We start from the raw sequence: 20,402 nt of genomic DNA, 5'->3' as shown, positions 1-20,402 counted from the left end.
GCTCACTCGACGAGCTTGCCCGCAGTGGACACTTCGCGCATGAGCGAAGTGATTTCCCCCGGGATCGGGGGAAGCTCTTCGCGCGCGACCCGCCCGGGCCCGGACCAGACGAGGTTCACCCGCAGCGACTCGTCGAGGTCCGGGTGATCCGCGCGGTTGTGGCAGCCTCGCGTCTCGCGGCGTTCGAGCGCCGATTCCAGCGTGGCCCGCGAGGCCAGCACCGCCGCCTTGAGGTCGAACGCGTGCGCGAGGTCCTGGAACCCGGCGATGTCGGGGTGGACGCCCACGGCACGCATCCGGCTTTCCAGTTCGTCCAGCTCGGCCAGGCCGGCGCGCAGACCGGTCTCGTGGCGGACCACCCCGGCGTGTTCGGTCATGGTGTTCCGCACCGTGCGCTGCAGGGCGCGCACGTTCTCCGGGCCGTCGGCGGCCAGCAGCTCGTCGACCTCGCGCCGGGCTTCCCCCGTCGCCGCCGGCGACCGCTGTTGCGCTCCCAGGCCGCGTGAGTGGCGCGCGGCGGCTTCACCGACGATGCGGCCGTAGACCAGCAGCTCGATCAGGGAGTTGCCGCCGAGCCGGTTCGCGCCGTGCAGACCGCTCGCCGCCTCGCCGAGGGCGTACAGGCCTTCGACGCCGGTGCCGTGGTCCTCCGGCCGGACCCAGACCCCGCCCATCGAGTAGTGCGCGGTGGGCGCGATCTCGATGGGTTCCCGGGTGATGTCGAGCATCTGCAGTTCGAGCAGGGTCTGGTAGACGCGGGGGAGCCGTCGCATGATCGTCTCCCTCGGCAGGTGCGAGACATCGAGCCACACCCCGCCATCCGGCGTCCCGCGTCCCTCCTTGATCTCGGTGTAGGCCGCCAGCGCCACTCTGTCGCGAGTGGACAGTTCCATGCGATCCGCGTCGTACTCGGCCATGAACCGCTCGCCGAGCGCGTTGCGCAGCACCCCGCCTTCGCCGCGGGCCGCCTCCGAGACGAGCGTGCCCGCGGCGTTCTCCGGCGCGATCAGACCCGACGGGTGGAACTGGACCAGTTCGGCGTCCCGGATCCGGCCGCCGGCCAGCACGGCCAGCCGGAAGGAGTCCCCGGTGTTCTCGTCGCGGCGGGACGAGGTGCGCCGCCAGATCCGCGTGTGCCCGCCCGCGGCGAGGATCACCGCGTCGGCGTGGATCACGTACCGCGTCCCGTCCGCGAGGTCGAACCCGTAGGCGCCGAAGACGACGTTGTCCCGGACCAGGATCCGCGTGACGTAGACGGTGTCCATGACCGGGACGCCGAGCCGCGCCGCCCGGTCGACCAGCGTGCGCTGGATCTCCAGTCCGGTGTAGTCACCGGCGAACGCGGTCCGGCGGTAGGTGTGCGCACCGAAGAACCGCTGCGAGATCTTTCCGTCGGCCTCGCGGGCGAACGGCATCCCGTAGCGCTCGAGGTCCTCGATGCCCCGGGCGGCGTTCTCGGTCACCATCCGCACGGTCTCGGGATCCGCCAGCAGGTAGCTCTCCTTGAGCGTGTCCGCCGCGTGCTGCTGCCACGAGTCTTCCGGGTCCATCGTCGCCAGCGCCGCGTTGACGCCGCCGGCGGCGAGCGTGGTGTGCGCGTCCGACTTCGCCCGCTTGCCGACCGCCAGGACGTCGACACCCCGCTCGGCCAGCTCGATCGCGGCGCGCAGACCGCCCCCGCCGGTCCCGATGACGAGGACCGACGTCGCGATCTGGTGCTCGGCCACGGTCACTTCGCCGGCGGCGGGTTGAGCGGGAGCCACTCGGCGAACCGGGTGGCGGCCAGTCGCGCGTCGGGACCGGGCAGGAGCATGTCCTTGTCCAGCAGGGCACCGAAGTAGCGCGCGTCCGGGTCGGTGACGACCTCGCGGGGGTCGCCGCGGAAGGCCAGCCCGGTGCGGATCAGCTCGTCGAGCCCGAACTGTTCGGGACCGGCCACCTCGACGATGCCGTTCAGCGGTGCGCCGACGGCGACCCGGCCGACCGCGGCGGCCACGTCTTCGGCGGCCATCGGCTGGATGCGCGCGTCCGACAGGCGCACGGTGGTCCCCTCGGTCGCCGCCTGGGCGATGCTCCCCACGAACTCGAAGAACTGCGTGGCGTGCACGATCGAGTACGGCCGCCCGGACTCCTTGATGAGCTTCTCCTGCGCGATTTTCGCGCGGAAGTAACCGCTTTCGGCGAGCCGCCCAGTGCCGACGACCGACAGCGCCACGTGGTGCCCCACCCCGGCCTTCTCCCCGGCGGAGAGGAGGTTTCCGGTGGAGGTGCGGAAGAAGTCCAGCACCGCGTCGTCGGCGAACGAGGGTGAGTTCGAGACGTCGACCAGGACCTGGGCGCCCTCCAGTACTTCGGCCAGCCCTTCGCCGGTCAGCGTGTTCACGCCCGAATCGGGTGACGCGGGGACCGCTTCGTGGCCGTGCGCGGTCAGTTTCCGGACGAGCTTCGAGCCGATCAGCCCGCTGCCGCCGATCACGACGATCTTCATGGTGTGCCTGCTCCTCCCGCGTCCCGGCCGCTCCGGGACGTCGTTCTCCAGCAAGGACCGGACAGGCTCCCGGTTTGTGACAGCCCGGCTGTCACAAACCGGGGTGACGTCCTGTCTTGGCTGGCGACACCGACCCGACGAAGCGGAGTACCGCATGGAAACCCGTGGCGCCCACGCCATCGACACGATCGACGATCTCCGCCGCCACCTGCAGTGGGCGATCGAACTCGAGCACGCGACGATTCCGCCTTACCTGTGCGCGCTGTACTCGCTGGACCCGGCGCGCAACCCCGAAGCCACGCAGGTCGTGGGAACGGTCCTCGCCGAGGAGATGATCCACCTGGCCCTGGCCGCGAACCTGCTCAACGCCGTCGGCGGCTCGCCCAAGCTCGACACGCCGGACCTGTTGCCGCCGTACCCGCATCCGCTGCCCCACGGCGACCGGTCCGTGCACGTCCACCTGGCCCCGTTCGGCCCCGAAGCCCTGGAGCTGTTCCTGCGCATCGAGCAGCCCGCGTCGGCGGACGCGCCACCGCAGAGCGACGGGTACCGGACGATCGGCCAGTTCTACGCCGCGATCGAGCAGGGGTTGCGCACGCTGTGCGACAAGCTGGGCGAGGAGCAGGTGTTCACCGGCGACCCGGCCCGGCAGATCGGCGAGTTCCACCTCCGCGGCGGAGGTGGCGCGGTGCTCCCGGTCCACGACCTGAAGTCCGCGTCGGCCGCGCTGGCGGAAATCGTCGAGCAGGGTGAAGGGGCCGCGCGCACGGACGTGTGGGACGGCGACCGCGACGTGTTCCACCCCGAACGGGAAGAAGTCGCGCACTACTTCCGGTTCCAGGAGCTGAAAGCGGGCCGTCGCTACCGGACCGGCGACACCCCGCGGTCGGGCCCGACCGGCGAGGAGATCGCGGTCGACCTCGGCGGCGTGCTGCCGATGCGGCACAACCCGCGGACCGCCGACTACCCGGAGGGCAGCGCCGTCCGCGTCGCACAGGAGGAGTTCAACCAGACCTACAGCCTGCTGCTCTACCAGCTGGAAGAGACCTTCACCGGCAACCCGGGCGGGATGACGGATGCCGTCGGCACGATGTTCGGGTTGCGCAAGCAGGGGCTGGCGCTGATGAAGATGCCCACCGGCGACGGGAAGACGACCGCGGGCCCGACGTTCGAGTACGTGCCACCCGAGCGGCGGAACTGACGCACGGGCCGCTCCGAGGATCGCGCATGCACGTGATGGGCCCGGCGCCCGCCAGGTGAACGACGTCGCACGTGCCTGTGCCGGTGGACCGGAAAGAGGACCGGCGGAGGAACGCCTGCCGTCCGCCGGGATATCCGGCGACGATCTGCCGGACGCCGCCGGTCCGGGCCCCTGGTGATCTTCGTTGTGGAATGGTCGGGCAGAGGCGAATTCGGCCACACGCCTCACCTGTTGATCGCGCGACGGCCGATCGATCTCGCCGATGAGTCCTTCCATTCACCGGAAAGCCGCGAGTTCGCCACGGTCGATCCGAGTGTGGTGCGGAACAGCTGACACTTCGGCCTCTCGGCGGCCCTGGCGGAGGTTCGTACGTCAAGGCTGCGGGTCGGAAGTAGTACCGGCGGGCGTCGCCGCCGGGGAGGCACACTCCTCTGCCCGCGCGGGCAGAGGGAGTCTTGGCGCTCGAAGGCGGCCCGAGGCGGATTTCTCCTAGGATCGGGTGATGGCCTGGTTTCGTCGATGACATCCGCTGACGCGGCCATTCCGCCGACGCTGCTGAGCGCGGTCGTGACGATCGGCCGCCAGGCCGGGCTGCCGGTCTCGGCCTGGTTCTCGGGGACGGGGCTCGAGCCCGGACTCCTCGACGACGCCGATGTCCGCGTGTCGCTGGACCAAGCGAGGACGGTGCTCCGCAGAGCCGTCGCGGCGCTGCCCGAACGGCCCCTCGGCATCGAGGTCGGAGCCCGCGACGCGTTGCTGTCCTTCGGCTTCGTCGGCGTCGCGATGAGATCGTCCGCGACCGTCGGCGACGCGTTCGGGGTGCTCGGCGAACTGCATCGGGCTTCCGGCAGCCTCGCCGACTTCCTCGCGGAAGGGCTGGACGGGGACGAGATCGAACTGTATCTCCGGGAGCGCTGGCCGGATCCCGCCCTGCTTCCGTTCCTCGCGGAGGAGGCGTTCGCCAGCACCATCGCGTTCCTGCGCTCCGTCCTCGGTGAGACCTGGACGCCGACCCGGCTCTTCCTGTCCTATCCGCCGCCGGTGTATGCCGCCCGGTACCAGCGGTTCTTCCGTTGCCCGGTGCACTTCGCCGCCGACGCCGACCGGCTCGTGATCGGTTCCGACGTGCTGGGATCGCGGATCCCCACTCACCACGAACCGACGCTGCGGACGGCGCTCGCGGTGTGCCGGAGCCTGATCGCTCCGGCACGGACCAGGCCCGGAGTCGTCGCCGCGGTGGAGGCCATGCTGAACGCACACCTCCACCGCCCGCTCACGATGGCCGAGATCGCCGCGCAGATGCACATCAGCGAACGCACGTTGCGCCGGCAGCTCGCCGAGGCGGGCGACCAGTTCGGCGCCATCCGCGACCGCGTCCGCGAGCGACACGCGACCGCGTTGCTTCGGCACTCCAACGTGCCGATTTCGGCTGTGGCCGCCGAAGTCGGCTTCAGTGACGGCCGCGAGTTCCGCCGTGCCTATCGCCGTTGGACCGGCCGGACCCCACTCGCCGCCCGCACCTCGGATGACGGGTCTCAGGCCGGCCTCTCGGCGGTCTGAAGGCTCGCGGGCAGCGTGGTGGCGCCCTCCGCCAGGCGTGTGCGTGCCCGGTGGTGCCGCTTGTCGACGGATACGGTCTTCGTCGCCTTGGGCAGTCCCATGGACGGCGTCCCGACGAACATGCTCTCGGCACGTTCGACGACGAAGGTCTCGTGCCAGACTCCCACCGCCTCGGGGTGTTTCCTCGCCATCGCGTTGAACCTGGTCCACGCCGGCCGGTGACTCATCGATCCGGCGGACGCGTAGGCGTAGAGCTTCTCGGCCGAGGACCAGTACTGCACGGCGAATGGTCCTCTGCGGTTGAACAGGAACTCGTAGCCGAGCAGTCCCGAGTCCGGGTCTTCGGCGAGCTCGCGCATCATCGCCGGCATGGCGAAGAAGACCGGCAGATAGAGATCGGGTCGCCACCACTGGTTGAACGTCATGCCGATGTGGAACACCACCAGCTCCCCGTCGTACTGGTGCGTGACCCTGCCTGGGGTGATCTTCACGGTTTCCTCCTTGGTGAACATGGCTCCGTACGGGGATCAGTTCACCGTGTGGCGGGGCTTCACGTGGAGGGCGGCGACGGCCACCACGGGGGGCGAACCGGACACGTGCCGGGCCCGCCCCGAAGTGTGTCCACAGTGGACAGACGACGCCGGAAGCTCAGGGCGAGCGCCAGTCGTGCGCGGGGTACGCCGTTCCGGCCTGGGCGCCCATCAACATCAGGCCGCCGTCCACGACCAGTGAGGCGCCGGTGATGTATCCGGCGGCGGGCCGGGCGAGGAACGCGACGGCCGCCGCGACCTCGTCGGCGTGCCCGGTCCGGCCGAGGGGGATACCGGGCCGTTCCTGGTCGCGGGGGTCCGCGTCGGTCTGCCCGGTCATCGGGGTGGAGATCTCGCCCGGCGCGACGGAGTTCACCGTGATCCCGTGTTCCGCCAGTTCCAGCGCCAGCACCTGGGTGAGCGCGCCGGCACCGGCCTTCGCCGCGCAGTACGGCGCCGCGCCCACCCGCGGAACGTGCTCGTGGACGCTGGTGATGGTGATGATCCGGCCGCCGTGCGCGGCGTCGACCATCTGCCGTGCCGCGCGTTGCGAGCACAGGAACACGCCGTCGAGGTCGACGTCGAGCACCTGCCGCCAGCGGTCGTAGGTCATGTCGACCGCCCGTTCGGTGCTGCCGGTCCCCGCACAGTTGACCAGGACGTCGATACCGCCGAGGTCCTCGGCGAACGCGTCGATGACGCCCGCCGCGCCGGGCAGTTCCGTCAGGTCGAGCCTTCGTACGTGCGCGGCCACGCCTTGTTCGCGCACCTCGGCCGCGGTGGATTCCGCGCCGTCCGCGTCGGAGTGATAAGTGATGCCGACGTCGAGGCCGTCCTTGGCGAGGGCGACGGCCACCGCGCGGCCGATCCCCGAATCGGAGCCGGTGACGACGGCGCGCCGCGGTGGTTCGGCCTCGGCGGGCAGCGGGGCGGGGGCGGCTTCATGACCGTTCACGGCTATCTCCTCCAGCACGGATTTCTCGAGCGCCTCCTCTGGCCGTACCCGGTACGCCGACGACGAAACGATCGGGGGAAGACGCGATCCGGCTGGTGGGCGGACCGGATATGGTATTCGGGCAGACCTTTCCCCGTGCCCGGCGCCGGGCATGGAAAGATCATCCTCCGCCAGTGGCGCCGGGTGGGAGGAGACGCTCATGGACCTTCGGCCGGACGAGCCCTGGTCCGCGGTGCTCGACGAGGTCACCGGGGCGCTGGAGTCGCTGACCGCCACGCTCGAGACCGAGGACGACTTCGCGGTCCTGCTCCGCCGGACCTGCGAGCAGGCCATCAACGCCGTGCCCGGCGTCGACGAAGCCACCATCACGCTTCTGCGTGACCACGATCCGGCCACGGTCGCCAGCACCAGCGACGTCGTCACCCTTCTTGATCACGACCAGTACAAGGCCGGTGACGGCCCCTGCCTCCAGGCCGCCGCCACCGGCGTGGTGGTGCGGGTCTCCGTCGCCGACGCGGCCGAGCGGTGGCCGCTCTTCGCCCATGGCGCGGACAAGGCGGGGTACGGCAGCTTCCTCTCCGCGCCACTGGTGGTCGGCGACGGCGAAACCGCCGCGGTCAACTGTTACTCCAGGCACGGACACGGCTTCGCCGAACTGGACGAGAAACTGCTCGACCTCTACACCAGCGCCGTCACCGCCCTGCTGCGCGTCTACGCCCGGTACCAGCACGCTCGCGACACCGCCGAGCAACTCCGGACCGCGCTCCAGAACCGCGCGGTGATCGACCAGGCCAAAGGCGTTCTCATGGTGGTGCACCAGATCGATGCCGACGAGGCATTCAGACGGCTCGTCGAACAATCCCAGCGGGACAACCTCAAGCTTCGTGACGTCGCGATCCGGTTCGTCATCGAGACCACCGGCGCCGCCCCGGCTTGACCGGTGGTTCGTTCATGCCGCGCTTTCGCGGTCCTCCAGGCCTACGGCGTGTCGTAGTTCGTCGCGATCGCGCCGTAGCTCGGGGTGGTCTTCGCCGACTGTCCTCATCAGGTCGGACAGCGCGTCGGCGATGGCGTTGAGCTTGTGCTGTACGGCGTCGTCGGCGCGTTTCTGAGTGTTCTGCAGGAGTGCGACCAGCAGGAACGTCACGATGGTGGTGACGGTGTTGATGATCAGCTGTCCACACTCTTCAGCAGAAGGATCGACGGCGCCCAGAGAATGACCAGCAGCAGACAGAAAGCGAAGAACCCGGCGCGAGAGACGACCTTGCTCGTGTAGTCGGCGAACCGGTCGAACGCCGACAGCCTGCCGGTGACATCGGTCGGCATCTTCGCGTAGTCGAAATCCCGGTCACGGCGAGTCGGCCGGTCGGAGTGATCTGTCGGCATGACTGCCTCCTCGTCCAGGCTGAGACCCGGTTGATCATCGGAGTACCCGGAATCGGAACGTTCATTCCGCGGGCCGGCGTGGCCCTGATCGGTGAATCCGCGTGTGCCCGCCGCGGGACCGGGTAACCGGGCTACTTGCCGAACGGAAGGAGATTCCATGAGCAAGGCGAACCCGATCGAAGTGCAAAAGCACCTGTCCGGCGTCGACTACCCGGCGAGCCGGGAAGACCTCGTCCGCGCGGCGGAGCGGAACGGCGCCGACCAGAACACGGTGGACCTGCTGCGCGATCTGCCGGATCGGACCTACGAGGGGCCGAGCGGCGTGAGCAAGGAGATCGGCGGCTGACTCGCCGGGCGGACCTGGGCGGCACGGCTGCCCAGGCCGCCACACCATGGTTGCCGGCCGCACTATCGGGGTACGCGGCGAAAACCGTCGAAAGGAGTACGCATGACCACCGCGATCAGGCCGCTCGCCGTCGTCACCGGCGCGTCCAGCGGGATCGGACTCGAATTGGCGAAACAGTTCGCCCGGCACGATTTCGACCTCGTCATCACGGCGGAGGACACCGAATTGGAAGCGGCCGCCGAGCAGGTCCGGTCGTGTGGGGCTCACGTGGACACGGTGCGAACGGATCTGGCCGAGGCGGACGGCGTGGAGGAACTCGTCCGGCGCGTCGACGCCGCCGGCCGCCCTGTCGAAGTGCTCGCGGTCAACGCCGGTGTCGGCGTCAACGGCGAGTTCGCCGGCGACACCCGGCTGGAAGATCAGCTCACGGTCGTCGATCTCAACGTGCGCTCGGCGGTGCACCTGACCAAGCGTGTCGTACCCGGCATGATCGAGCGCGGCCGGGGCAAGGTGCTGTTCACCTCGTCGGTCGCGGGCACGGCGCCGGGGCCCTACCAGGCGGTCTACGCGGCCTCGAAGGCGTTTCTCACGTCGTTCTCGGAAGGCCTCCGCGGTGAGGTGAAGGACAAGGGGATCACCGTGACGGCGCTGCTGCCCGGTCCGACCGATACCGAGTTCTTCGAACGCGCCGGGATGGAGGACACCAAGATCGGAGCCGGGCCGAAGGACTCCGCCGAGCAGGTCGCCGAGGCGGGCTACGAAGCGCTGATGGCCGGGGACGACAAGGTCGTGGCGGGCTCGATCAAGAACAAGATCCAGGCGGCAGGCTCACGTGTGGCGCCGGACGAGGTGAAGGCCGGGATGCAGGGCAAGATGATGAAGCCCGGGTCGGCGAACGAATGACGCGGTGGCGGCCGAGCCGGCGCGTCAGGGTGTGAAGCAACTCAAGACCGGCGGTGTTCCCGCGGTGGTGTCGGACAGTTCCGTCAGCCACATGAGCAAGTTGAAGACCGCGAACACGAAGTCGGTCGCTTCGCCGTCGCCTGCCAGCCGCACCTGAATGGCTCGGCCGCCACTGTCTCCGGCCAACTCGGCGAGCAGCGCGCGCAACGCCGCCCGCGGGCCAGGCGGCATGCAGTCGATGGTGACTCCGCAACCCGATCGATCCGTCAAAGCCACGGTGTACAGATCTTCGGGTTCGGCGGGGAACCGGGCGCGGATCGTCGCCGCACACCGGTCGACGAGTTCGTTCAAGACCGCCGCCGAGGTCGCCGCCGAACCGGCGTTCGCCAAGATCGCGAGCGCGTCGGCGATGTCATCGAGTGCTTCTTCGCGCACCGCGGTCAGCAATTCCTCCGTGAACGACCCGACATCCGGCTCGGCCGCGGGCTTCCGCTCCTCGTTCATCTTGAGGACGTACCCGCTGACCGTGTCATCAATCGCCGCGGGAAGACGTGATTGTCCGGTGGGTGATCGGGTAACCGGACGGCATGACGGACGATGACAAGACACGCGGCGCGCATCCCTCGGAACCCGCCGAGGGCGCCGATCGAGGCGATGACCCGAATTCGGCGGAGCGGCAACGGGAAACCGTCGAGAACGAACCCGGCAACGACACCGAGGAAGGTGCCTAGGCCGCGGCCTGTGGGTATCGCCTGGCGTGCTGACCTGTGGCCATCGCTGACCGTGTGGATTTCGGGGCGTCAGATGTCCCGAAATCCACACGGTCACCGCGCGGGAGAGCAAGGGACCTTTGCTATCGCCTGGGCGCGAAGACCGCGAACACGACATACCGGACACGGCCTAGCCCGTCAGGATCCGTTCGACGAAAGCCCCGGCCGCCAACAGTTTCCGGTCTCCGCCGATGGCGCCGTCGAGTGCCAGCCCGGCGGGCAGGCCGCCGTGGCCGTGTCCCATCGGGACGGTCAATCCGGGGACACCCGCGATGCTGCCGGGCTGGCAGTTGCGGATGAAGGTGGGGAAGGTCGGGACCGCGCGTCCACGGTGGACGAACTTCTCGACGGCGGTGAAGTCCTGGGCTGTCGCCGGTGTCGTGGGGAATCCCAGTGCGTCGATGCCGGTCTCGCGAAAGATCTTCGCGTAGGCGCCGCGTAAGGCCGAGCGGTTGGCGAGGGCGGCCTCGTAGACGGCCGGCGCGACACCGGGCACGACCGACTCGGCGAAGATCGCCCGGACGTCGGCCGCGGCGATCTCGTCGACGAGTCGTTCGAACGAAATCTCGGGCAAGTACTCGGCGAGGTACGCCCGTAGCCCGATGCCTGCTTCGTGGATGACCAGCGGCATGCCCTGATCGGTGACGAGTTCGGCGAGGGGCGTGTCGTCGACCGGCACCAGGGTGACCCCGGCCGCGCGCAGGCGGGCCAGCGCGGACGTCCACAGTTCTTCGACGTCGTCGGCCAGGTCGCCGGTCAGGAAACCGTGCGGCACGCCCAGCCGGATCGGTGGGAGTCCGAGCAGGGGTCCCGGTTCCTCCGCCGCGAGGACGGCGTCGAGGAACGCGAGATCGGTGACCGTGCGGGCGATCGGCCCCACCGTGTCCCGGGTGCCGCTCAACGGCGTGACGCCGTCGGACGGGTAGCGGCCCGTGGTCGGCCGGAAACCACAGACCCCGTTGAGCGCGGCCGGCACGCGCACCGAACCCCCGGTGTCGGTGCCGATGCCCGCCGGGACGATGCCCGCCGCGACGGCCACCGCGGTCCCTCCGCTGCTGCCGCCGGCGAAGCGGGACGGGTCGCGGGCGTTGCGCACCGGACCCAGCGGAGTCGTGTCGCAGGTGATGCCGAGCGCGAGTTCGTGCATGGCCGCCTTGCCGATGACGGTGGCGCCCGCGTCGAGCAGGCGCCGGACCACGGTCGCGTGCTCACGTGGGACGTAGTGCGCGAGTGCCGGGGTGCCCGCGGCGTTCGGCATGCCCGCGACGTGGATGTTGTCCTTGACGACCAGCGGAAAGCCCGACGGCGGGCCGATCGGCTCCGGCGCGAGGTGGCTGATCGCGTGGAGGTCCCGGACCTCTTCCGCCCGAGCGCGGCATTCGGCGGCACTTCGAGTTCCACTCACCGGCAGCTCCTGGGGTCGCGGGCGGCCAGCTTAGCGAGGGAGGCGAAAGCCAAGGCGGGATTCGCGTGTTCACACACGGAACTCGCGTGCTTGGAGGCGGAACTCGCGTGCTTGGAGGCGGAACTCACGGCGGCACCCGGCTTTCGCGACATGTCGCCCAAGGCGTGACAAAGGCCACACTAGCTGATAAAGACAATCATTTTCATTAAGCTGCGGCCGGGCTTTCCCCTGTCGTGTTCCCGAGATCCGGGACGCGCCTGTCACCCCGTCCACCAGAAAGGCCGAACGTTCATGAGCTCCGGTCCCTCGCTGCACATTCTCACGCGCACGGATCTGCACAACCTCGAACTCACGCCGGACGAGGCGATCACCATGGTCGAAGACGGCTATCTGGCGTACGCGTCCGGAGCCTCGCGGAATCCGGCGAAGCTGATGGTGCCGATGCCGGACCCCGCTCGGGACGCCGTCGCGTACTCGATGCTCGGCTACGACGGCTCCCTCGAGCAGGCCGCGTTCAAGACGAGCTACCGGCAGGGCAGCACGTCGGCCGAGAAGTACTACACGACGATCACCCTGTACGACGACACGACCGGCCTGCCGTTCGCGCTCATGGACTGCCACCGCGTCGGCGCCACCCGCACGCCTGCCAGCACCGCGCTGATCGCGCGTTCGTGCGCCCGGCCGGGGGCGCTGTCCGCGCTCATGGTCGGCACCGGCGCGCAGGGGATCCGGACGCTGCCGTACCTGCTCACCGCGTTGCCGGACCTCGAACGGTTGCGGCTGTTCGGCACGCATCCCGACGGTCTCCGCGACAGCGTCGCCGCACTCGAAGAGCGGTTCCCGGACCGCGCGGTCGAACTCGTCGACGACGTGGAGGCCGCGGCGCGCGAGTCCGACATCGTGGTCGCCGCGTCGGGCCGGGCCGCGCATCCGAAGATCCGCCTCGGCTGGCTGCCGCCGGGCGGGCTGCTGATCTCGGTCGCCAGCAAGGGAGTCCAGGAGGGCACGCTCGCCGAGGCCGACTACACCGTGGCCACCAACGGCGCGCAGGTCGAGGTGACCGGGCAGCGGATGGCCGGTCCGGACGGCGTGTTCCGCATCGACGCCGAACTCCCCGACATCCTCGCCGGTCGCGCGCCCGGCCGTCGCGCCGACGAAGACCGGGTGTTCGCCTTCAGCAGCGGCATGATCATCACCGACATCCCGGTGGCGCACGCGCTGGCCGCCCGCGCCATCGCGGCGGGCCGCGGCCGTGAGGTGGCCCTGTGGACCTGATCGACACCCTGTCCCCGCCCTTGCCCGCGCTCGAACGTCCCTGGGCGCACCGGCTGCGTGCCTCGGAGACCTTCTGGGAGATCGCCCGCGGGATCGGTGGCGGCCCGTTCCACGTGATCCATCCGGCCACCTTCTCCGAGAACCTCGGGGGAATGGTCGCGGCGCTCGCGGCCGAACGCGTCGAGGGCACCGTCTACTACGGGAAGAAGGCCAACAAGGCGGCGGCGTGGCTGCGGGAATGCGTCCGGCCCGGCACGGGCGTCGACGTCGCGAGTGTGCCCGAACTGGTGCACGCCCTCGGCAACGGCCTGCGCGGGGAGGCGATCGGGGTCACCGGCGCCGCCAAACCGGACGGCCTCCTCTGGCTCGCCCTGCGGCATCGCTGTCTCATCGCGGTGGACGCGGCCGACGAACTGGAACGCGTCGCGCGCATGGCCGCCGAACTCGGGGAGACGGCCCAGGTGCTGCTGCGGGTGAGGCCGCCGTCCGCGCCGGAGAGCCGGTTCGGCTTCGCTCCCGACGCCTTGAAGGCTGCTGTGCGGCAGTGTGCCGAACCGGTCGTCCTGCGCGGTTTCTCGTTCCATCTCGACGGCTACGACCCGGTGCCGCGGGCGGAACTCGCCGCGCGTCTGATCGAGCTCTGCCAGGACGCCCGCGCGCTCGGGCATCCCGCGTCGAAGATCAGTGTCGGCGGCGGGATCGCCGTGTCCTATGTGGACGCCGACGACTGGGCGCGGTTCGAGTCCGGCAGGCATGACGGCTGGTTCCACGCCGGCCGCAACCCGGCGCGGACCTATCCGTACCACCAGTCGCCGACCGGTGCGGCCATGGTCACCGCCATCCTGCGGCACGAGATCGCCGGGAAGCCGCTGGCTGATCAGCTGCGTGCGGCAGGGATCGAGCTGCTGCTCGAACCGGGCCGGGCGCTCGTCGACGGCGCCGGGTTCTCGGTGTTCCCGGTGCTGGGCTGCAAAGCCGCCGAAGGTCACCTGATCACCACGGTCGCGGGCCTGTCCATGAGCCTGTCCGAACAGTGGAAGGGCAGCGAATTCCTGCCAGACCCGCTTCTCGTGCGCAGGGAAGCCACGGACGGCACACACGTGCGCACCGTCGTCGGGGGTTCGAGCTGCATGGAGTACGACGTGCTCACCTGGCGCGCGGTGGAACTGCCCGCCCGGCCGAGGACCGGCGACCTGCTCGTGTACCCCAACACGGCCGGCTACCAGATGGACAAGAACGAGAGCGGTTTCCACCAGCTTCCCCTGCCGCCGAAGGTGGTGCTCGACGGCGATCACTGGCACGTCGACACCGACTACCCGATCCAGGAGATCCGATGACGATCGTCCAGCGCGCGTCCGATCTGATCGGGAACACGCCGCTGCTGGAGCTCGCGCGCACCGGCACCGGCACGCGCCTCCTGCTCAAACTCGACCACCTCAATCCGACCGGTTCGTGCAAGGTGCGCATGGCAAGGCAGATGATCGACGAGGCGGAGCTCGAAGGACGGTTGCGGCCGGGCGGGCACATCGTCGAGCCCACCTCCGGCAACACCGGCAACGGGCTCGCGCTGGTGGCGCTGGAACGCGGCTACCGGTTCACCGCCGTGGTCGACCATCACGCGGCCCGCGAAAAGCTCCGGATGCTGCGCGCGCTGGGCGCGGAACTGGTGTTCGTCGAGGCCCCGGCGGACGGCGGCGTCAGTTCGGTACAGCGGAGGCGGGTCGCGGCCCGGATCGCCGCGGAAACCGGTGCCTACCATCCCGATCAGCACAACCATCCGGGGAACGGCAACGGCTACACCGGATTGGCGCGGGAACTTCTCGAGCAGCTCGGTGCCGTCGACGTGCTCGTCGCGGCGATCGGCACCGGCGGTTCACTGTGCGGCACGGCCCGCGCCCTGCGCGCGGCGGGAGCGGGTACGCACGCGGTGGCGGTCGAACCCGTCGGCTCGATCATCTTCGGCGGCGCGCCGGGGATCTACCACCAGACCGGGGCGGGCAGCCCGGCCGGTTTCCCGGTCGGGGACAACGTGGACCGATCGGTGATCGACGAAGCCCACCGCGTGTCCGACGGCGACGCCTTCGCCGGGGCACGCGTCGTCGGGCGGCGCACCGGTGTGCTGGTCGGCGGGACCACCGGCGGCGCGATCCAGGTCGCGCTCCGGCGGCTCTACGCGTATCCGGCCGGAAGTATCGTCGTGGTGCTGTGCAACGACTCGGGCGAGAAGTACCTCGACTCGGTCTACGACGACGAATGGCTGCGTGCCAGGGGAGTGCTCGACGAACTCGCCCACCGGCGGATGGATCGCTGGTTCGCCGCCTACGCCGAGTCCGTGCGAGTGGCCATCCGCGACAGGACGGCTCGTCCGGTGGCGGTGGGCGTATGACCACGATGGTGGCCGCGCGCGGCTACCGCGCGCTCGTCGCGCTGGCCGCGCCGATCGCGGGAATCCAGCTGGCACAGGTGGCGCTCACCAGCGTCGACCTGGCCATGCTCGGCCTGCTCGGGGTGACCGCGGTGGCGGCGGGCGGGCTGGCGATCCTGCTCTACAACCAGATCCGCACCATGTGCGTCGGCATGGTCACCGGCGTCGGGAACCTCGTGGCCACGGCCGCCGGTGCGGGCGAACTCCGCACCGGCACCGGTGAACTCGACGAACGCGCGCGGGACGAGATCCGGTCGCTCCTGCGGTCGGCGCTGCTCGTCGCGACCATGACCGCGGCGATCGGCGCGGCGGTCCTCTGTGGACTCGCGACGGCCTTGCCTTTGCTCGGCCAGAAACCGGAGATCGCCGCACTCGCCAGTGCGATGATGTTCGCGCTGGCGGGCGGGCTGTTCCCCATGGTGTGGCTGAACGTGCTGCGCCAGTTCGCCGTCGGGCTGCGGCGCCCGGGTTCCCTTCTCGCCGTCACGCTGGTGTCGATCGCGGTCAACGCCGCCCTCAACGCCGCGTTCGTCTACGGCTGGGCGGGCCTGCCGTCACTGGGCGTCGCCGGGATCGGCCTGGCGACGACACTGGTCCAGTTCTTCACCCTCGCCGTGTTCGCCTCGGCCGTCCGGCGGGATCCGTTGCTGCGCCCCATGGTGTCGCTCGCGCTCTGGCGCGCGGATCCGGCGGTGGTCCGGCGGATCGTCCGGCACGGGACGCCGATCTGTTTCACCTACGGGTCCGAGGCCGCGATCACCTCGATCGCGACGGTGCTGATGGGGGCTTTCGGCCCGGCGATGCTCGCCGCGTCGAACGTCGCGAACCAGCTCGCCTACATCGTCTACCAGGTCAACATCGGACTGTCGCAGGGATCGTCCATTTTGGTCAGTCGCGCGGTCGCCCACGGCGAACGACGGCGGGCACCGGTGATCGCCCGGCAGGCGCTCACCCTGTCGTGGTCCTTCATGGCGGTGGTGAGCCTGGCGTATCTGGTGATACCGCAGGTGTTGTTGTGGCCGTTCCTGCACGACGAGGCCGACGCGGTGGTGCTCGGCACCGCGTCGACCCTGCTGGTGTTCGCCGTCGCGCAGCAGTTCAGCAAGGGAACGCAGAACATCCTCGTCGGCCTGCTGCGCGGCCTCGGCGACACCGTTTCCGGGCTCCGGTGCACCCTCGTCGGGTACTGGGCGGTCGGGGTACCGGCCATGGTCCTGTGCGCCTACGTGTTCGCTTGGGGTGGCTGGGGTGTCTGGGCCGGATTGTGCGTCGGTTTCGCGTCGACCGCGGCACTGCTCGGGCGGCGGTTCGCCGGAGCCGGGACCGGTTCGGCGCGATAGGCGTCGATCCGGGCGAGCAGAGCGCGGGAGTCGGGATCGGCCGCGTGTGTTCGCAGCAATTCCGCCAGCGGCGCGAGCCGGTCCTTGGTGCGGGCGGAGCCGAGACCACGCGCGAGGTCCACCGCCTCGGTGCCGATGCGGACGGCTTCGTCGAAATCGCCTTGGAGCGCGTGGTTCTGCGCGAGCATGGTCAGGGTGAGCGCCAGGCTGCGGGACATTTCCGCGCCGTAGCGGCCGGTCGCTTCGCGAAGCCGCGCGATCGCCTCGTCACTGTGCCGTGCGGTGACCGTCTGAGCCAGTTCGGTGAGGACGGTGCCTCGCATCGCTTCCATGTCCGTGGTGCCGAAGAAGGCTTCCCATGGCCGCGCGGCCGCCCACGTGTCCGCCCGCTCGAACCGGGACTCCGCCTCCGAGAGGCAGGAGAGGGCGGCGCGCTCGTCACCGGCCTTCGCCAAGGCCCACGCCTCGTTGACGGTCAGGATCGCCTGCGCCCGCGCGGAACCGGACCGGTGGGCGGCCGCCTGCCCGCGGCGGAGATGGCTCAGCCCGGCTTCGACGTCGTCATGGTGCAGTTCCAGCCTGCCGAGGCGGTAGCAGATGTTGGCCACGAGACCGTCGTTCCCGGCCTCGGTGGCGAGAGTGAGCGCGCGGTCGAACCGGAGCCGTGCCGGAATCCGGCGGCCGATGTCGAATTCCGTCCAGCCGAGCAGATTGTGCAGATCGGCGAGCACGGTCAGCAGCCGTGCCCGGAGCGTGCCGGGGACCGCGCCCCAATGAAGCAGGAGGCTGACCCTTTTCACGACGTGCACCGCGTCGCGGGAAAAGGCGCCACCCTGGCGGTAATCCAGTGCGCGCAGGACGTCGACCGCGTTTTCGAGGCACTCGACGTCGGCTGTCTCGATGCGGTCCGGCGGCTGGCCTTTTCCGGTCGTTGTCATGAACTCACCTCACGCAAGTCATGGCCTGCTCACCGGCTACCCGGCGTCGATCCCCCCGAAACCGGCCGTCACTCCCCAGTGGCCTTGATTTGACCCGTTCCAGAGACGCTCTTATCGTCCTTGGTGATGTCCGACTTCGAGGCACAGCTGCGAGCGGTTTCGCTGCGCGTGACCCGGCCCCGGCTGGCCGTGCTCGCCGCGCTGCGCGATCATCCGCACGTCGACACCGAAACGGTGATCGCGCTGGTGCGGGCCGACCTGCCGACGGTCTCGCACCAGGCGGTCTACGACGTGCTGCGGGCGCTGACCGAAACCGGCCTGATCCGCCGCATCCAACCGGCGGGCACGCTCGCCCGCTACGAGACCCGGGTGGGGGACAACCATCACCACGTCGTATGCCGGTCCTGTGGCGCGATCGCGGATGTCGACTGCGCCGTCGGCCATACCCCTTGCCTCACCGCCTCCGCCGACCACGGTTTCGTGATCGACGAGGCGGAGGTCGTCTACTGGGGCGTCTGCCCCGACTGCGCGGCCGAACCCGTCCAGCGATGAATTCGCCTGCCCCGGAAGGAAAGAAATGAGTGACACCCCGGAGAAGGGCTGCCCGGTGGCCCACGACTCCGTGACCGCGCACGGTAGCGAGAGCGAGAACCCGGCGATCGACTCGCCGACGCCGAAGTCCGGCGGCCGCCCGCGCACCAACAAGGACTGGTGGCCCAACCAGCTCGACCTTTCGGTGCTGCACGCCCACTCGTCCAAAGCCAACCCGCTCGGCGCGGGCTTCAGCTACGCCGACGAGTTCGCCGGACTCGATGTCGAGGCCCTCAAACGGGACATCGTCGAGGTGCTCACCACCTCGCAGGACTGGTGGCCCGCCGACTTCGGCCACTACGGCGGCCTGATGATCCGGATGAGCTGGCACGCCGCGGGCACCTACCGTATCCACGACGGCCGCGGCGGGGCCGGTGACGGCGCGCAGCGCTTCGCCCCGCTCAACAGCTGGCCCGACAACGCCAACCTCGACAAGGCGCGGCGGCTGCTGTGGCCGGTCAAGGAGAAGTACGGCCAGCGGATCTCGTGGGCCGACCTGCTCGTGCTCGCCGGCAACGTCGCGCTGGAGTCGATGGGCTTCAAGACGTTCGGTTTCGGCTTCGGCCGCGAGGACACCTGGGAGCCCGAGGAGATCTTCTGGGGTCCGGAAGACACCTGGCTGGGTGACGAGCGCTACGCCGGCGACACCGAGATGGTGCCCGACGTCGGCGCGACCGAGATGGGCCTCATCTACGTCAACCCCGAGGGACCCCGCGGCAACGCGGACCCGGCCGCCGCGGCCCATTTCATCCGGGAGACCTTCGCCCGGATGGCGATGAACGACGAGGAGACCGTCGCGCTCATCGCCGGTGGCCACACCTTCGGCAAGACCCACGGCGCGGCCATCGCCGACGACCACGTCGGCCCGGAGCCGGAAGCCGCCCCGATCGAGACGCAGGGCCTCGGCTGGCTCAGCGATCACGGCAGCGGCAAGGGCCCGGACACGATCACCAGCGGTCTCGAGGTCACCTGGACCGACAAGCCGACGCAGTGGAGCAACCGGTTCTTCGAGATCCTCTTCGGCTACGAATGGGAGCTCACCACGAGCCCCGGCGGCGCGAAGCAGTACGTCGCCAAGGACGCCGAGGCGATCATCCCGGACGCCCACGACCCGGCCAAGAAGCACAAGCCGACCATGCTCACCACGGATCTGGCGCTGCGTGTCGACCCGGCGTACGAGAAGATCTCGCGCCGCTTCCTGGAGAACCCGGACGAGTTCGCCCTCGCCTTCGCCAAGGCCTGGTACAAGCTCCTGCACCGTGACATGGGCCCGGTGAGCCGCTTCCTGGGACCGTGGGTGCCCGAACCGCAGCTGTGGCAGGACCCGGTGCCGGAGGTCGACCACGAACTCGTGGGCGAAGACGACATCGCCGCGCTCAAGCGGAAGGTGCTCGAATCCGGCCTCACGGTCGCTCAGCTGGTCGGCACCGCGTGGGCTTCCGCGGCGAGCTTCCGGTCCACCGACAAGCGCGGCGGCGCCAACGGTGCCCGGATCCGCCTGGAACCCCAGCGTGGCTGGGAGGTCAACCAGCCGGAGCAGCTCGCGGGTGTCCTGGAGACCCTGGAAGGCATCCAGCGCGAGTTCAACGACGCCGGCGGCGCCAAGATCTCGCTGGCCGACCTGATCGTGCTGGCCGGCTCGGCCGCCGTCGAGAAGGCCGCGCGCGACGCCGGCACCGAGGTGACCGTGGCGTTCCGCCCCGGCCGCACCGACGCCGCGCAGGAGGACACCGACGTCGACTCGTTCGCGCTGCTCGAGCCGCGCGCCGACGGCTTCCGCAACTACCTGCGTCCCGGGGAGAAGCTGCAGCCGGAGGTCCTGCTCGTCGAGCGCGCCTACATGCTCGACCTGACCGCCCCCGAGATGACCGTCCTCGTCGGCGGCCTGCGTTCACTCGGGATCAACACCGGCGGCACCCGGCACGGTGTCCTCACCGACCGGCCCGGCGTGCTCACCAACGACTTCTTCACCAACCTCCTCTCGCCGGGCACCCGGTGGAAGGTGTCGGAGGCCGAGGAGAACGTCTACGAGATCCGTGACGTCGCCACGGACGCGGTGAAGTGGACGGCCACCGCCGTCGACCTCGTCTTCGGCTCCAACTCCCAGTTGCGGGCGCTGTCCGAGGTCTACGCGGGCCAGGCCGCGCGCGAACGGTTCGCCGCCGACTTCGCGGCCGCCTGGACCAAGGTCATGGAGCTGGACCGGTTCGACCTCGCCTGATCAGCGGGTCCGCCGTTTGCGCGTGAAGGCCCCCTTCCCTCGGCTCAGCCGAGGGAAGGGGGCCTTCA

General features: G+C 70.0%; 21 protein-coding genes. 12 read left to right on the top strand and 9 right to left on the bottom strand.

Annotated elements, in window-relative coordinates; genetic code table 11:
- Positions 1 to 2 precede the first annotated feature (2 nt).
- Positions 3 to 1,763 carry an L-aspartate oxidase gene (locus tag ACIHAO_RS27110; RefSeq protein ID WP_396562370.1) on the bottom strand — a complete coding sequence of 587 codons (1,761 nt, stop codon included), beginning with the start codon at positions 1,761 to 1,763 and terminating at the stop codon, positions 3 to 5.
- Positions 1,730 to 2,488, bottom strand: a complete 759-nt coding sequence (locus ACIHAO_RS27105) for an SDR family oxidoreductase (protein ID WP_396562368.1) — start codon at positions 2,486 to 2,488, stop codon at positions 1,730 to 1,732. Before ACIHAO_RS27105 ends, ACIHAO_RS27110 begins: the two co-directional genes overlap by 34 nt.
- A gap of 154 nt (positions 2,489 to 2,642) precedes the next feature.
- Here ACIHAO_RS27105 and ACIHAO_RS27100 point away from each other — a divergent pair, with 154 nt between their 5' ends.
- Both ACIHAO_RS27100 and ACIHAO_RS27095 read left to right on the top strand, forming a co-directional pair.
- Complete coding sequence (locus ACIHAO_RS27100) at positions 2,643 to 3,689, top strand: ferritin-like protein (RefSeq protein ID WP_396562366.1); 1,047 nt, start codon at positions 2,643 to 2,645, stop codon at positions 3,687 to 3,689.
- A gap of 519 nt (positions 3,690 to 4,208) precedes the next feature.
- Complete coding sequence (locus ACIHAO_RS27095) at positions 4,209 to 5,249, top strand: AraC family transcriptional regulator (RefSeq protein WP_396562364.1); 1,041 nt, start codon at positions 4,209 to 4,211, stop codon at positions 5,247 to 5,249.
- Here ACIHAO_RS27095 and ACIHAO_RS27090 read toward each other — a convergent pair.
- Together ACIHAO_RS27090 and ACIHAO_RS27085 are read right to left on the bottom strand one after the other, a co-directional pair.
- Positions 5,225 to 5,740, bottom strand: a complete 516-nt coding sequence (locus tag ACIHAO_RS27090; RefSeq protein WP_396562362.1) for a DUF4188 domain-containing protein — start codon at positions 5,738 to 5,740, stop codon at positions 5,225 to 5,227. The genes ACIHAO_RS27095 and ACIHAO_RS27090 overlap by 25 nt on opposite strands.
- A gap of 157 nt (positions 5,741 to 5,897) precedes the next feature.
- Positions 5,898 to 6,734 (bottom strand): SDR family oxidoreductase, encoded by an 837-nt coding sequence (locus tag ACIHAO_RS27085; protein WP_396562360.1) that lies wholly within the window; start codon positions 6,732 to 6,734, stop codon positions 5,898 to 5,900.
- Positions 6,735 to 6,933: 199 nt separating this feature from the next.
- Here ACIHAO_RS27085 and ACIHAO_RS27080 point away from each other — a divergent pair, with 199 nt between their 5' ends.
- Positions 6,934 to 7,671 (top strand): ANTAR domain-containing protein, encoded by a 738-nt coding sequence (locus ACIHAO_RS27080; protein ID WP_396562358.1) that lies wholly within the window; start codon positions 6,934 to 6,936, stop codon positions 7,669 to 7,671.
- 12 nt (positions 7,672 to 7,683) lie between these two features.
- On the opposite strand, the gene ACIHAO_RS27075 is transcribed toward ACIHAO_RS27080, so the two are convergent.
- The gene (locus tag ACIHAO_RS27075; RefSeq protein WP_396562356.1) at positions 7,684 to 7,881 is read right to left on the bottom strand and encodes a hypothetical protein; all 198 of its coding nucleotides are present in this window, start codon (positions 7,879 to 7,881) and stop codon (positions 7,684 to 7,686) included.
- 23 nt (positions 7,882 to 7,904) lie between these two features.
- Entirely contained in the window at positions 7,905 to 8,120 is a 216-nt protein-coding gene (locus ACIHAO_RS27070) for a hypothetical protein (protein ID WP_396562354.1), read from the bottom strand.
- Positions 8,121 to 8,277: 157 nt separating this feature from the next.
- Between ACIHAO_RS27070 and ACIHAO_RS27065 the strand changes: the two genes are divergently transcribed.
- Together ACIHAO_RS27065 and ACIHAO_RS27060 are read left to right on the top strand one after the other, a co-directional pair.
- Positions 8,278 to 8,466 carry a DUF2795 domain-containing protein gene (locus ACIHAO_RS27065; RefSeq protein WP_396562352.1) on the top strand — a complete coding sequence of 63 codons (189 nt, stop codon included), beginning with the start codon at positions 8,278 to 8,280 and terminating at the stop codon, positions 8,464 to 8,466.
- 102 nt (positions 8,467 to 8,568) lie between these two features.
- A complete protein-coding gene (locus ACIHAO_RS27060) occupies positions 8,569 to 9,369 on the top strand; it encodes an SDR family NAD(P)-dependent oxidoreductase (RefSeq protein WP_396562350.1) in 801 nt (266 codons plus the stop codon).
- Positions 9,370 to 9,393: 24 nt separating this feature from the next.
- Here ACIHAO_RS27060 and ACIHAO_RS27055 read toward each other — a convergent pair whose 3' ends face one another.
- A complete protein-coding gene (locus tag ACIHAO_RS27055; protein ID WP_396562348.1) occupies positions 9,394 to 9,873 on the bottom strand; it encodes a hypothetical protein in 480 nt (159 codons plus the stop codon).
- A gap of 83 nt (positions 9,874 to 9,956) precedes the next feature.
- On the opposite strand from ACIHAO_RS27055, the gene ACIHAO_RS27050 reads away from it, so the two are divergent.
- Positions 9,957 to 10,100 (top strand): hypothetical protein, encoded by a 144-nt coding sequence (locus ACIHAO_RS27050; RefSeq protein WP_396562346.1) that lies wholly within the window; start codon positions 9,957 to 9,959, stop codon positions 10,098 to 10,100.
- 169 nt (positions 10,101 to 10,269) lie between these two features.
- On the opposite strand, the gene ACIHAO_RS27045 is transcribed toward ACIHAO_RS27050, so the two are convergent.
- Complete coding sequence (locus tag ACIHAO_RS27045) at positions 10,270 to 11,544, bottom strand: amidase family protein (RefSeq protein ID WP_396562344.1); 1,275 nt, start codon at positions 11,542 to 11,544, stop codon at positions 10,270 to 10,272.
- 291 nt (positions 11,545 to 11,835) lie between these two features.
- Here ACIHAO_RS27045 and ACIHAO_RS27040 point away from each other — a divergent pair, with 291 nt between their 5' ends.
- The 4 genes from ACIHAO_RS27040 to ACIHAO_RS27025 are packed head-to-tail and all read left to right on the top strand — an operon-like array spanning position 11,836 to position 16,584.
- On the top strand, positions 11,836 to 12,819 hold the full coding sequence (locus ACIHAO_RS27040) for an ornithine cyclodeaminase (RefSeq protein WP_396562342.1): 984 nt from the start codon (positions 11,836 to 11,838) through the stop codon (positions 12,817 to 12,819).
- Positions 12,810 to 14,156 (top strand): alanine racemase, encoded by a 1,347-nt coding sequence (locus ACIHAO_RS27035; RefSeq protein WP_396562340.1) that lies wholly within the window; start codon positions 12,810 to 12,812, stop codon positions 14,154 to 14,156. Before ACIHAO_RS27040 ends, ACIHAO_RS27035 begins: the two co-directional genes overlap by 10 nt.
- The gene (locus ACIHAO_RS27030; protein WP_396562338.1) at positions 14,153 to 15,205 is read left to right on the top strand and encodes a PLP-dependent cysteine synthase family protein; all 1,053 of its coding nucleotides are present in this window, start codon (positions 14,153 to 14,155) and stop codon (positions 15,203 to 15,205) included. Before ACIHAO_RS27035 ends, ACIHAO_RS27030 begins: the two co-directional genes overlap by 4 nt.
- The gene (locus ACIHAO_RS27025) at positions 15,202 to 16,584 is read left to right on the top strand and encodes an MATE family efflux transporter (protein ID WP_396562336.1); all 1,383 of its coding nucleotides are present in this window, start codon (positions 15,202 to 15,204) and stop codon (positions 16,582 to 16,584) included. Before ACIHAO_RS27030 ends, ACIHAO_RS27025 begins: the two co-directional genes overlap by 4 nt.
- Here ACIHAO_RS27025 and ACIHAO_RS27020 read toward each other — a convergent pair.
- Complete coding sequence (locus tag ACIHAO_RS27020) at positions 16,467 to 17,522, bottom strand: hypothetical protein (protein ID WP_396562334.1); 1,056 nt, start codon at positions 17,520 to 17,522, stop codon at positions 16,467 to 16,469. The genes ACIHAO_RS27025 and ACIHAO_RS27020 overlap by 118 nt on opposite strands.
- Positions 17,523 to 17,648: 126 nt before the next feature.
- Here ACIHAO_RS27020 and ACIHAO_RS27015 point away from each other — a divergent pair, with 126 nt between their 5' ends.
- Positions 17,649 to 18,074 (top strand): Fur family transcriptional regulator, encoded by a 426-nt coding sequence (locus ACIHAO_RS27015; RefSeq protein WP_396562332.1) that lies wholly within the window; start codon positions 17,649 to 17,651, stop codon positions 18,072 to 18,074.
- 25 nt (positions 18,075 to 18,099) lie between these two features.
- Positions 18,100 to 20,334 (top strand): catalase/peroxidase HPI, encoded by a 2,235-nt coding sequence (gene katG / locus ACIHAO_RS27010; RefSeq protein WP_396562330.1) that lies wholly within the window; start codon positions 18,100 to 18,102, stop codon positions 20,332 to 20,334.
- Positions 20,335 to 20,402 lie beyond the last annotated feature (68 nt).

It is taken from the genome of Amycolatopsis sp. NPDC052450 (assembly GCF_044547565.1).
Classification (GTDB): Bacteria; Actinomycetota; Actinomycetes; order Mycobacteriales; family Pseudonocardiaceae; genus Amycolatopsis.
This window is presented reverse-complemented; position numbering and strand designations above follow the sequence as displayed.

What these genes read in the sequence shown, in the direction of transcription:
- katG (WP_396562330.1), top strand. Translation starts at nt 18,100, where the DNA reads ATGAGTGACACCCCGGAGAAGGGCTGCCCGGTGGCCCACGACTCCGTG.
- ACIHAO_RS27095 (WP_396562364.1), top strand. Translation starts at nt 4,209, where the DNA reads ATGACATCCGCTGACGCGGCCATTCCGCCGACGCTGCTGAGCGCGGTC.
- ACIHAO_RS27070 (WP_396562354.1), bottom strand. Translation starts at nt 8,120, where the DNA reads ATGCCGACAGATCACTCCGACCGGCCGACTCGCCGTGACCGGGATTTC.
- ACIHAO_RS27040 (WP_396562342.1), top strand. Translation starts at nt 11,836, where the DNA reads ATGAGCTCCGGTCCCTCGCTGCACATTCTCACGCGCACGGATCTGCAC.
- ACIHAO_RS27060 (WP_396562350.1), top strand. Translation starts at nt 8,569, where the DNA reads ATGACCACCGCGATCAGGCCGCTCGCCGTCGTCACCGGCGCGTCCAGC.
- ACIHAO_RS27025 (WP_396562336.1), top strand. Translation starts at nt 15,202, where the DNA reads ATGACCACGATGGTGGCCGCGCGCGGCTACCGCGCGCTCGTCGCGCTG.
- ACIHAO_RS27100 (WP_396562366.1), top strand. Translation starts at nt 2,643, where the DNA reads ATGGAAACCCGTGGCGCCCACGCCATCGACACGATCGACGATCTCCGC.
- ACIHAO_RS27055 (WP_396562348.1), bottom strand. Translation starts at nt 9,873, where the DNA reads ATGAACGAGGAGCGGAAGCCCGCGGCCGAGCCGGATGTCGGGTCGTTC.
- ACIHAO_RS27030 (WP_396562338.1), top strand. Translation starts at nt 14,153, where the DNA reads ATGACGATCGTCCAGCGCGCGTCCGATCTGATCGGGAACACGCCGCTG.
- ACIHAO_RS27105 (WP_396562368.1), bottom strand. Translation starts at nt 2,488, where the DNA reads ATGAAGATCGTCGTGATCGGCGGCAGCGGGCTGATCGGCTCGAAGCTC.
- ACIHAO_RS27080 (WP_396562358.1), top strand. Translation starts at nt 6,934, where the DNA reads ATGGACCTTCGGCCGGACGAGCCCTGGTCCGCGGTGCTCGACGAGGTC.
- ACIHAO_RS27020 (WP_396562334.1), bottom strand. Translation starts at nt 17,522, where the DNA reads ATGACAACGACCGGAAAAGGCCAGCCGCCGGACCGCATCGAGACAGCC.
- ACIHAO_RS27065 (WP_396562352.1), top strand. Translation starts at nt 8,278, where the DNA reads ATGAGCAAGGCGAACCCGATCGAAGTGCAAAAGCACCTGTCCGGCGTC.
- ACIHAO_RS27050 (WP_396562346.1), top strand. Translation starts at nt 9,957, where the DNA reads ATGACGGACGATGACAAGACACGCGGCGCGCATCCCTCGGAACCCGCC.
- ACIHAO_RS27015 (WP_396562332.1), top strand. Translation starts at nt 17,649, where the DNA reads ATGTCCGACTTCGAGGCACAGCTGCGAGCGGTTTCGCTGCGCGTGACC.